This is a genomic window from Intrasporangium sp. (assembly GCF_030452765.1).
Taxonomy (GTDB): Bacteria; Actinomycetota; Actinomycetes; order Actinomycetales; family Dermatophilaceae; genus Intrasporangium_A.
In genome coordinates this window covers 1-10559 of the sequence record NZ_JAKDLO010000153.1, presented here as the reverse complement: position 1 = coordinate 10559, position 10559 = coordinate 1, and the positions used below count along the sequence as shown (strand labels likewise).

The 10559-nt window shown below is 70.5% G+C and carries 12 protein-coding genes; 5 read left to right on the top strand and 7 right to left on the bottom strand.

The genetic code is table 11. The features are described 5' to 3' along the window. Window positions 1-686 precede the first annotated feature (686 nt). Together L0H79_RS16845 and L0H79_RS16840 are read left to right on the top strand one after the other, a co-directional pair. A complete protein-coding gene (locus tag L0H79_RS16845) occupies window positions 687-2246 on the top strand; it encodes a sodium-dependent transporter (RefSeq protein WP_301485808.1) in 1560 nt (519 codons plus the stop codon). Continuing rightward, entirely contained in the window at window positions 2243-2371 is a 129-nt protein-coding gene (locus L0H79_RS16840; protein ID WP_301485807.1) for a methionine/alanine import family NSS transporter small subunit, read from the top strand. Before L0H79_RS16845 ends, L0H79_RS16840 begins: the two co-directional genes overlap by 4 nt. Window positions 2372-2436: 65 nt before the next feature. Here L0H79_RS16840 and L0H79_RS16835 read toward each other — a convergent pair whose 3' ends face one another. Further along, window positions 2437-3108 carry an LON peptidase substrate-binding domain-containing protein gene (locus L0H79_RS16835; protein WP_301485806.1) on the bottom strand — a complete coding sequence of 224 codons (672 nt, stop codon included), beginning with the start codon at window positions 3106-3108 and terminating at the stop codon, window positions 2437-2439. 230 nt (window positions 3109-3338) lie between these two features. On the opposite strand from L0H79_RS16835, the gene L0H79_RS16830 reads away from it, so the two are divergent. Then, entirely contained in the window at window positions 3339-3698 is a 360-nt protein-coding gene (locus tag L0H79_RS16830) for a hypothetical protein (RefSeq protein WP_301485805.1), read from the top strand. A 38-nt stretch (window positions 3699-3736) separates the two neighbouring features. On the opposite strand, the gene L0H79_RS16825 is transcribed toward L0H79_RS16830, so the two are convergent. Both L0H79_RS16825 and L0H79_RS16820 read right to left on the bottom strand, forming a co-directional pair. Next, window positions 3737-3967, bottom strand: a complete 231-nt coding sequence (locus L0H79_RS16825) for a hypothetical protein (RefSeq protein ID WP_301485804.1) — start codon at window positions 3965-3967, stop codon at window positions 3737-3739. 41 nt (window positions 3968-4008) lie between these two features. Next, window positions 4009-4758, bottom strand: coding sequence for a polysaccharide deacetylase family protein (locus L0H79_RS16820; RefSeq protein WP_301485803.1), 750 nt, complete (start codon window positions 4756-4758; stop codon window positions 4009-4011). A 452-nt stretch (window positions 4759-5210) separates the two neighbouring features. Here L0H79_RS16820 and L0H79_RS16815 point away from each other — a divergent pair, with 452 nt between their 5' ends. After that, entirely contained in the window at window positions 5211-6326 is a 1116-nt protein-coding gene (locus L0H79_RS16815) for a phage tail sheath subtilisin-like domain-containing protein (protein ID WP_301485802.1), read from the top strand. Between the two features lie 106 nt (window positions 6327-6432). On the opposite strand, the gene L0H79_RS16810 is transcribed toward L0H79_RS16815, so the two are convergent. Continuing rightward, on the bottom strand, window positions 6433-7839 hold the full coding sequence (locus tag L0H79_RS16810) for a HAMP domain-containing sensor histidine kinase (protein WP_301485801.1): 1407 nt from the start codon (window positions 7837-7839) through the stop codon (window positions 6433-6435). Beyond that, window positions 7829-8506: a response regulator transcription factor gene (locus tag L0H79_RS16805; RefSeq protein WP_301485800.1), complete on the bottom strand. Its 678-nt coding sequence runs from the start codon at window positions 8504-8506 to the stop codon at window positions 7829-7831. Before L0H79_RS16805 ends, L0H79_RS16810 begins: the two co-directional genes overlap by 11 nt. Window positions 8507-8640: 134 nt before the next feature. Between L0H79_RS16805 and L0H79_RS16800 the strand changes: the two genes are divergently transcribed. Beyond that, a complete protein-coding gene (locus L0H79_RS16800; protein ID WP_301485799.1) occupies window positions 8641-9312 on the top strand; it encodes a PepSY domain-containing protein in 672 nt (223 codons plus the stop codon). Between the two features lie 30 nt (window positions 9313-9342). On the opposite strand, the gene L0H79_RS16795 is transcribed toward L0H79_RS16800, so the two are convergent. Beyond that, the gene (locus tag L0H79_RS16795; protein WP_301485798.1) at window positions 9343-10170 is read right to left on the bottom strand and encodes an isocitrate lyase/phosphoenolpyruvate mutase family protein; all 828 of its coding nucleotides are present in this window, start codon (window positions 10168-10170) and stop codon (window positions 9343-9345) included. 192 nt (window positions 10171-10362) lie between these two features. Further along, window positions 10363-10559: hypothetical protein (locus L0H79_RS16790; protein ID WP_301485797.1), on the bottom strand; the 197-nt coding region annotated here is incomplete at its 5' end.

Sequence of the window (10559 nt, the reverse complement as noted above, 5' to 3'; positions counted from 1 at the left end):
CCCCACCCAGGGCGGGGCCAGTGGCATGCTCACGACATGCATGTGGCGCCGGTCAGACACGGTGGCGACAAGGATGACGTCGCGCTGCGCCACCTCACCCCTGGGCGCTGACAGCCACACGCAATGAAGATCCAGAGTGGGAGCTTCGGCTTCCTCGTCACGAATGCATGGCGATGCGGACTAGCGACGACGACGACCTCTGCCGCCCTCGATGAACAACCCGAGCCATCGCGGGACAACGCATCCCACGAGGCGCGCGCTGGGTTGCGTGCGTGAGGACTCAGTGAGGTCACGGTTCCGGCAAGCGGGACCGGCTCACAGCTGCGGCCACGGGCTCAGCAAGGTGCTGGCGTCGACGAACTGGCAGACGTCTGAGTCGGCCCTCGCTGAGCCCGGTCCGGTAGAGCTCGACCTGCTCGACTTCTACGGCGCGGTTGCATACCGTACTGGCCCCCGGCCCGAGGAGTTGGACGTGCAACGGCAGCCCACGCAGCCCGTCGTCAGTCCGTGTAACGCGCAGTCATGCAGACGGGGTCTATCACGACGAGTACCTGCACTCCGGGCTGAGCACCGACGTCGGGGGATGACGGGGCCCAGAATGTGACGGGACCATGGGCTGGCCTTCCGCGTGCGTCCCCGGCATGCTGGGACTCTCTGGAGACATCGCCGAGTCAACAGGAGTGCCAATGACTACCGCACCAGCCCAGACAGAGGAGGCCACACGGGGTGCCTTCTCGTCGAGGAAGGTCTTCATCTTCGCCGCCATCGGGTCAGCCGTCGGGCTCGGCAACATCTGGCGGTTCCCCTACGTGGCCTACGAGAACGGCGGTGGGGCGTTCATCCTGCCGTATCTCATCGCGCTGCTCACGGCGGGCATCCCGTTCCTCTTCCTCGACTATGCGCTCGGTCACCGCAACCGCGGGTCTGCGCCGCTGTCCTTCGCACGGTTGCGCAGGGGCACCGAGTTCGTCGGGTGGTGGCAGGTCGGCATCTGCGCCATCATCGCGATCTACTACGCCGCGATCATCGGCTGGTCGGTGCGTTACATGTTCTTCTCAGTCGACAAGGCGTGGGGTGACGACCCCGAGAAGTTCTTCGGCGGTGAGTTCCTCCGCGCCGCAGACCCATCCGCCGGTGTGACGCTCGACTTCGTGCCCGGCATCCTCGTGCCGGTCGTCGTCGTGTGGGTCGTCGTCATCGGGATCATGGCCCTCGGTGTCCAGAAGGGCGTCGGTGCGACCTCGGTCATCTTCATCCCGGTGCTGTTGCTCGCCTTCGCTGCGCTGGTCGTGCAGGCACTCCTCCTGCCGGGTGCGATCGACGGCCTCAACGCCCTCTTCACCCCGAACTGGGCGGCACTGCAGGACACGGGGGTGTGGGCCGCCGCCTTCGGCCAGATCTTCTTCTCATTGTCGATCGGCTTCGGCATCATGATCACGTACTCGTCCTACGTCGGTCGCAAGACGGACATGACCGGTTCCGGGCTCGTCGTGGGCTTCGCCAACTCCGGCTTCGAGCTGCTGTGCGGCATCGGCGTCTTCTCGGCGCTCGGCTTCATGGCGCAGGCATCCGGCACGCAGGTGAGCGAGGTCGCCTCCGGCGGGATCGGCCTGGCGTTCATCGCCTTCCCCGCGATCATCAGCGAAGCGCCGGCGGGCAGCATCATCGGCGTGCTCTTCTTCGCCTCGCTGATCATCGCCGGCGTCACGTCGCTCGTCAGCATCCTCGAGGTCGTCATCTCAGCGGTCCGGGACAAGTTCGAGATGACCCGCATCGGCGCCACCATGGTTGTGTCACTGCCCATCGCGGTCGTCAGTGTGCTGCTCTTCAGCACGACGAGCACGCTCACCGTCCTCGACATCATGGACAACTTCATCAACAAGTTCGGCATCTTGCTCGTCGCCGTCGTCAGCATGCTGGTCGTCGCATGGCTCTTGCGCGCGCTGCCGCGGCTGGCCCGTCACCTCAACCGCTACGGGTCGATCCCGGTCAAGGGCTGGTGGATCGCACTGATGTCGGTGGTGACGCCGGCAGTGCTCACCTTCATCCTCGTCAAGGAGTTCCGCGACGCCGCGGCCACGACGTACGGCGGTTACCCCGAGTGGATGGTGACGGTCTTCGGGTGGGGGGTCGCGCTCGCTGTCATCGTCGTCGGCGTGCTCGTCGCACGCGTCAAGTGGCGGCCCGGCACACCGCTCACCGTCCCGCAAGACGACGACCCGACCACCATGGAGGTGACCCGATGAGCGCCGCCGCTATCGTCATGATGCTCCTGGCCATGCTGGTGCTGTGGGGCGGGCTGGCCCTGGCGATCCTCAACCTCAACCGCTCCGAGGAGGGCGAGGTGGCCGAGGTGCACCGCGACCTGTAGCGCAGCCTCAGGGTGCTGTATGCCGCTCAGCGGGCCCCGCGCCGAGGCGCGGACGGGTCCTGGGCTCAGTTCGGTGAGAACGCGCCAGGGTCGATCCGGCCCGGTACGGCCCGGACCTGGCTGACGAGCGCGAGCTCGCGTCGCAGGATGGCCAGCAGGGTCGCGAGCCGGTCGCGCTCGGTGCGGCCTTCGAGCACGGCCTGCCGGTCGGCCAGCTCGAGGGCAGACCGTTCGACGACACGGTAGGCCAGCTCGTCGGTACCGGCCTGGCCCACCTCTCGGGTCGTCGCGCCCATCGCGGCGAGCAGCCGCGTGTGCGCGCTGCGGACCCGGTCGGCAAGTGCGGCAGCGCCACCCTCGGGATCGGCACCGGTTCGCCGGGCCAGCGGGTCCATCCAAGTCACCCGACCGGTCAGGTAGGCCGTGCCGGCGGACTCGTCGCGCCCGGTGATCCGGAACCGCCGACGGCCCCTGGCGATGACATGGAAGGGCGGCTCGGTCCCGGTGACCTGCTCGATGACGGCCTCACAGCCGACGTCGAACAGCTCGGCCGCGGCACCCGCGCCCACCTCGGACCCCTTGCGGATCGCGACGACGCCGAAAGCCCGCTGCCCCCGCGGCGCCGACGCGTTCAGGTCGGCGAGCAGCGCGACATACCGCGGCTCGAAGACGATGAGCGGCAGCGCAGCCCCCGGCAACAGCACGGTCCCCAAGGGGAAGAGCGGCAGCGCGGGCATGGGGAGAGACTACGGCGTGCCTCGCCAGCGGGACGGGCGTCGATGAGGCACACTGCGACAGGGTGCTCTGTGCGAGGGAGTTCTGTCGCAGCGCGCCGAGAAGGGACTGCCTCCTCGTCAGGGTAGTACGACCATCAGAGGCTCAGCCCGGCCCGCTGATACATCCGTCCGCTCGCCGTTCCCGGCTCGGGGTTCCGGCTCCCGGTTCCGCGGTTCGGCATGATGCCCTTGTGATCGAGCTCCAGAAGGCCCTCGCGATCCTGTGTGGCGTGACGGCGATAGCCGTCGTCATCCAGGTGATCCGGAACCGGCCACCCAACGCCCTCGTCCTCGCGCTGCTCGCGGTGATCGAGGCGGGGCTCGTCGCCCAGCTCGTGATCGGGATCAGGCTCCTGTCGGATGCTCCGCCGGGAGTCTCGGTCCTCACCTTCGTCGGCTACCTGGTCGTCGCCCTGCTCGTCCTTCCCCTCGCGGTGGGCTGGTCGTGGGCGGAGCGCAGTCGCGGTGGCACCGCGACCATCCTCGTCGGCCTGGTCGTGGTGCCCTACCTGTTCGTCCGGCTCTACCAGATCTGGGTGCTGAAGCAGTGAGCTGGCCCGGGAGCCGATCCGGACGGTGGTGTCGATGCCTACATCGACGGCAGGCGGCCCTTCGCGAAGTAGAGCATCGGCCCCACCCAGCTGATCGCGATGACGGCAGCCCATTTCGCCTTGCTGCCGTTGACCTCCTCGGGCTTGCGACTCGCGAGGTCAGCCCATGCCGTCGCCGCGAGCGAGAGCTGGACCGACCCCAGGGCGAGGATGACCGCCTGCTGCCGCGAGCTGAGGTCGGACCACGTCTTCTTCTGCTGCTTCGCCATCGCCCAGACTCCTGTGCCGCCGCCACTGACTCGTCTACAGGTTACGGCGCCGGGGTCGAGTCGTGCGATCCCCGGAGCGCCCCGAGGGTGACGAAGCCGTAGCCCTTGGCGCGCAGCGCCGCGATGATGCCCGACAGGGCGTCGGCGTCGAGGGTCGAGTGATCCTCCGAGTGGGTGCCGAGGTGCATGAGGACGATCTCTCCCGGCCTGGCCTTGGTCAGGACCCGGTGCACGATGGTCTCGACCGACTGGCCACCGGTGACGCCTTGCCAGCCGAGCGTGTCGACCGTCCACCGGAACGGCACGTAGCATTCCGCGTTGGCCAGGCTGACGAGGTGCGGGTCGACTGGGCCGTCCGGGAACCGGAGGAGCGGTCGCGGGTCCTGGCCGGTCACGGCCCTGATGCGCGCGGCGGCGCTGCGGATCTCCGTGCGGATCCCTCTGTCGGTCAGGGCGCCCAGGTCGGACTGGTTGTACATGCGGTTGCCGATGGCGTGGACCGCCATGCTGCGGGCGATGACCGGGAACTCCTCGACGAAGTCAGCGGCGAGGAAGAACGTCGCCGGCACGCCTTCCCGAGCGAGGGTCGCGAGGACCGACAGGGCGCCGTCGTTGCTCGCATCGCCGTCGAAGGTCAGCGCGACCACCTTCCGCGTCGTCGGCAGCACCTGGACGTCCACCCCGTGCAGCGAGTCCGGGATGGTGCAGGGTGCGATCGCTGCGGTCGGGCCGGGCTGCGGGCCGGGCTGCGTGGTGCTCGGCGGCGATGACCGGGCTGTCTCCGTGGGCACCGAGCCGCTCGGCGCGGATCTGCCGAGAGCCGATGTGGCGGCCGTCCTGTTCGTCGGCGCTCGGTTCGGCGTGGCAGACCCTGGGCTCGGGCCGCTCGTGCAGGCAGTGAACGTCAGGGCCCCGGCGGTGAACACCGCGACGGCACCGCTGCGGGGCACCCACCTGACCATGCCACCTCCCGCCACCGGCGCACTCCATCGCATACACGAACGCCACGGACCATCTCCAGCACACACCATGCAGCCCCGCGGCGTCACCCCCGTGTGCCGGACGAGACACCACGATGAGGTCACGACGGCCCAACCGCCCAACGGTCCAACGGCCCAAGGGCGCAAACGGCCCAACCGCCCAGTAGCCCGGTGTGCGGCATACCTACCTCCTCGGCTGCGGGGTCCGTTTCGGAGTCGGCGAAACGGCAGCACACCACCCGCGCATCTGAGACCGTAGTGCGGTGACCGAGCAGCCGATCGCCGCCGTCGCAACCACGATCACGGCCTTCGTCGGGAGTGCGCCCTCCGGACCCATCGGACGGGCATGCGTCGTCACCTCGATGTCCCACTTCAGCCGGCTTTTCGGTGGCCTGTGGCCACCGGCCCACCTCGGCTACTCGGTGCGCGACTACTACCGGCACGGCGGCCGGGTCGCCCTCATTGTGCGCACCGACCCGGAGGTGGGGGCCGTTCGGGCCCAGCTCGACGGGATCGCGGTCCTGGCGTCCCGGAGGGAGACCGGACCGCTCGACGACCCCCCTGGGCTTCTCGTCGTCCCGCCGTGGGGGCTCGATGCGCAGGGCGCGGCCGAGCCCAGCCTCGAGGTGCTGCGCGAGATCGTCACGACTGCCGAGCGGCTCGGTGCCTTTGCCGTGCTCGACGCACCCGGGGCGTGGGCCGCCCATGGCTCCCCCGACGGAGCCGCGGACGTCCTCGAGTCACTACGCAGCGCGCAGGCGGCCATGTACTTCCCGCGTCTCCTCGAGACCGACCCGCTGACCGGGGAGCCGGTCACGGTCAGCCCGAGCGGCGCGGTCGCGGGGATCATCGCGCGGACGGACGCCCTGTACGGGCCGTGGAGCGTCCCGGCGGGCACCGCCACGAGCGCCCTCGACGTCAAGGGCCTCACGGTGGACCTCGACGAGGCACGCACGGAGGGACTGGCCCAGCTGGGGATCAACGTCATCCGGTCCTTCCCCGGCACGGGGCCCATCGTCTGGGGTGCGCGGGTCCTTGGCAGCGACCCCGACTGGTCGTACGTCCCGACCTCTCGGACCGCGATGTTCCTGCGGCACAGCATTGAGGCAGGCCTGCGGTGGACGGTGGTCGAGCCGAACGGTGAGCCGCTGTGGGAGCGGGTGCGGCTGCGGGTCGAGGAGTTCCTCGGGTCGCTCCTCGGTGCGGGCGCCTTTCCCGGCACGCGTCCCGAGGAGGCCTACACCGTGCGCTGCGACCGTTCCACGATGACCGAGTCCGACCTCGCCCGCGGGATCCTTCGCATGGTGGTCGGCTTTGCGCCCGTCCGGCCCGCCGAGTTCCGGTATCTCGACATCTCGCTGGCGGTCGGGCAGGCCTGAAGGCCGCGAGCGGGTCTCGGGTCACGACGACCCGGGCCCGGCGAAGGCCGCCCGAGCCGTGCCCGTCCTACCTCGAACGCCTGCAGACGCCGGATGCCTCCCCCTGTCACGGGTGATCTGGTGGCGGGGTCAGGGTGCGGGGCAGGGTGAGCAGGAAGCGCGACTCGTCACCGGCATCGACGATCGTCACGTCCCCACCGTGGGCGCGGGCGATCTCGCGCGCGATCGGCAGGCCGAGCCCGCTGCCGCCCGAGTCCCGCGAGCGAGCGTCGTCCAGACGCACGAACCGCCGGAAGATCCGCTCCCGGTCGGCCACCGGCACCACCGGCCCGTCGTTGCGCACCTCGACCTGGACGGATGCCGCCGAGCCGGCTCCCGGGGCGGCCCACACGGCGACGCGGACACCGGTCAGAGCATGCCGTTTCGCGTTGTCGAGCAGGTTGCCGACGATCTGCACGAGCTGGGCCCGGTTCGCCGTCGCCACCAGACCGGAGGGCCCGGTGACCGTCACCGGCACCTCGGCCGCGCCGTGGGTGCCGGAATGTCGGTCCACGACCTCCTCGACGACACGACGGATGTCGAGGGGCTCGGCGCCCTGCCGTTCCCCGGCATCGAGCCGGGCGAGCAGCAGCAGGTCGGTGGCCAGGGCCTGGAGGCGCTCGGTGTCGTCGAGCAGACCCTGAGCCACCTCCGGCCAGTCCGCAAGGTCCGGGTGGGCGAGGGCCACCTCGAGCTGGGTACGCAGCGAGGCGATGGGGCTGCGGATCTCGTGGGACACGTCCGCGACGAGCTGACGTTGCTGCTCGACCGTCTGCTCGAGTCGGTCGAGCATCCGGTTCATCGTCATCGCGAGCCGGGTGATCTCGTCGCCCGAGCCGGGGACCGGTGCCCGGCGGCCGAGGTCGGTGCTGCTGATCCGGTCGACCTCGGCGCGAATCGCCTCGACCGGGCCCAGCGCCCGGCCGACGACGAACCAGGTGACTGCGCCGATGACGGCGAGGGCTGCGGCCAGGCCCCCGGTCAGCAGGGAGGTCAGCGAGGCGAGCGCCTTGCTGACGTCGGAGAGGGACACAGCGGCATACGTCGTCACGGCACCGCTCGGCGTCTTCGTGGGCAGCGCCACGACGCGGTAGTCGCGCGGCGGCGCCCCGGGCAGCACGATGCGCAGCGTGAGTGCGGTCGGTGCGTCGGGTGCCGGGACCGACCCGGTGAGCGGGCCGAGTCCGGACACCTGGGCCGACGCCGCGACGACCTGCCCCTGGTCGTCGACGACCTGCAGGATGGTGCGGTCGAGGGAGTCGACCTCGAGCAACGGTTGGAGTCTGCCTGCCTCGGCGAGGGTCGCCACGGTGCGGGCCTGGGCCGTCGCGGTCGCCTCGACAGAACTGACCATCCCGTCGCGCACGACGGTCACGACGACGAGACCGACGACGAGCAGGACGAGCCCGACGACCAGGAGCGCACCGATCGTGACCCGTGCGCGGACCGAGGCAGAGGGCAGGCTACGGCGCATCGGGGACCAGCCGGTAGCCGACCCCGCGGACCGTCTCGAGGCTGTGCCGCCCATAGGGCGCGTCGACCTTGCGGCGCAGCGCGCTGACGTGGACCTCGACGACGTTGAGGTCGCCCGCATAGGCCAGGTCCCACACCTCGTCGATGATCTCGGGCTTGGTGACTACCTCGCCGGATCGCCGTGCCAGCACCTCGAGGACAGCGAACTCCCTTGGAGTCAGGTCGATCTCGTCGTGACCACGAAGGCAGCGGTGCTCGGCGGGCAGGATCGTCAGGTCGCCCACCTCGATGCGCGCGGCCTCGTCCCGTCCGGCGCGGCGCAGCAGGGCGCGCAGCCGGGCGACGAGGACGAGGTAGGAGAACGGCTTGGTCAGGTAGTCGTCGGCGCCGGTGTCGAGGGCCTCGGCCTCGTCGTACTCGCCGTCCTTGGCGGTGAGCATCAGGATCGGGGTGAGGTCGCCGGCAGCGCGCAGCCGGGCACAGACCCGATAGCCGTTGAGCCCGGGCAGCATGATGTCGAGGACGATCGCGTCGTAGCCCTGCTCGAGCGCCATACCGAGCCCGACCAGGCCGTCGTGGGCCACGTCGACCTCGAACCCCTCGGCCCGCAGGCCCTTCTGCAGCGCCGCGGCGAGGCGATGTTCGTCCTCGACCACGAGCAGGCGCATGTCAGGAGCATGTCATGGCCGGGCTGAAGCCGGGCTGAAGCCGGCCGGGTCGATCTTCAGCATCGCTTCAGCACGGTTGTCGCACAGTAGGACTGCCGGTCAAAGGATCGGATGCTTTGAGGAGGAGCACTGCCATGACGAAGCCACTGACAACTCGCCGCACCACGACTGCCCTCGCTGCCCTGGCCCTGGCCGGGGTGCTCGCCGCCTGCGGCACCGGAACGCCCGATGCGACGGTCACGCCGAACGTGCCCGCCACGCAGGGCCAAACCACCCAGACCGCACCGGCCCCCCCGACGGCCGGGGAGACGACGGACAGCACGCCGGGCTCGACCGGCACTGCCGCCGCAGACCTGCTCGGGTCTGTCAAGGTGACCCCCAAGGACGCCGCCACGACGGCCCTGGCCGCGGTTCCCAACGGCAAGGTCGTCTCGATCGAGCTCGAGCGCAGCTCGGGCACGATCGTCTGGGAGGTCGACGTCGCGACCAGCACGGCGATCCACGAGGTGCACGTCGACGTGGCCCAAGGAAAGGTCGTGGCCAACCGCCCCGACCGGTCGAGCAACGAGGTCGCCAAGAAGCAGCGCCGCCTGCAGACCGCGAAGCTCACCTACGTCCAGGCCATCGAGGCCGCCGCGACGGCCGTGCCGGGCGGTCACCTCGTCGAGCTCGACCTCGACGAGTCGCACGGCAAGATCGTCTGGGAGGCAGACGTCATCACCGACGGCCCGGTCAAGCACGACCTGAAGATCGACGCGATCACCGGCAAGGTCATCGAGCACGAGACGGAGGCGAAGCACTCGTGACCGGGTGCGCGCGCACGGGGGCGCTGGGCCTCAGGTCGGTCCTGACGTCCTGAAGGCTGCCCGCGCCGCGGTCCGGCCGACCGCGGCGCGGTCCCAGTAGCCGAACGTCCCAGAGTCGTGGCACTCACCGGCCGCCGCGACGCGGCCCCCCGTCCCCCCCCCCCAGAAGGCTGAGCCGACCGAGATCCGGGCGACCCCGAGCGCCGCGAGCTCGGCGACGGGCGGGGTGTCCGGCATGGCGAGCACGTTGACCGGCCGGGACACGGCCGCCAGGATGCGCCGGAGATCCTCGGGCCGCGAGATGTTCGGCGCGTAGAGCACGTCGGCCCCGGCCTCCTCAAAGGCCTGGAGGCGCCGGATCGTGTCCTCGAGGTCGGGGTCACCGTGGAAGCCGGCGTCGGCACGCGCGGTGAGCACGAGTCGGTGCCGTCCCGAGTGGGCGGCCTCGACGGCCGCAGCCACCCGCTCGACGGCGACCGTGAACGGGTACCGGTCGCCGCTGAGGTGGTCGTGGTCCTCGATGGAGCAGCCGGCCAGACCGGTACCGGCCGCGAGGGTCACCGTCTCGGCGATACCGGCCGGGTCACTGCCGAAGCAGTCCTCGAGGTCGGCGGACACCGGGATGGAGACGGCGGCCGCGAGCCGTGCCCCGTGCTCGAGCGCGTCGTCGCGGGTGATGTGGTGGTCGAGCCGGCCCAGGGTGCCGGCGAACCCGCCGCTCGTCGTCGCCAGTGCCTCGAAGCCGAGGCCCTCGAGGATCCGCGCCGAGCCGGCGTCCCACGGGTTCGGGAGGAGCAGGGGATCTCCCGGCACATGCAGGGAGAGGAAACGGTCGAAGAGGTCGGTGTCCCTGTCCATGCGGTGGTCCTTCGTCTCGGGTGGCTCGGTGGTGCAGTCGTGCAGGCGTGCAGGCGTGCAGTGGCGCGGTGCGTCGCTGACCTCAGCGTGCCACCACTTCGATCGAGGGTGCAGTGGTCGTGTTCGAGGGTGCGGCTGCGTTGATCGACTCCGTTGCTCTCGATCGCCGGTGCTGCGCCCTCGCGCGGACAGTCAGGCCAGGTACGTCGCCAGGTACGGTGCGGTCCGGCTGCCCGTGCAACGCGCCACCTCGCGCGGGGTCCCGGCCACGACCACGTGCCCGCCCTCGTCCCCACCGCCGGGTCCCAGGTCGATGACGTGGTCGGCCTGCGCCACCACCGCCAGGTCGTGCTCGACGACCACGACGGTGCTGCCACCGTCGACGAGCC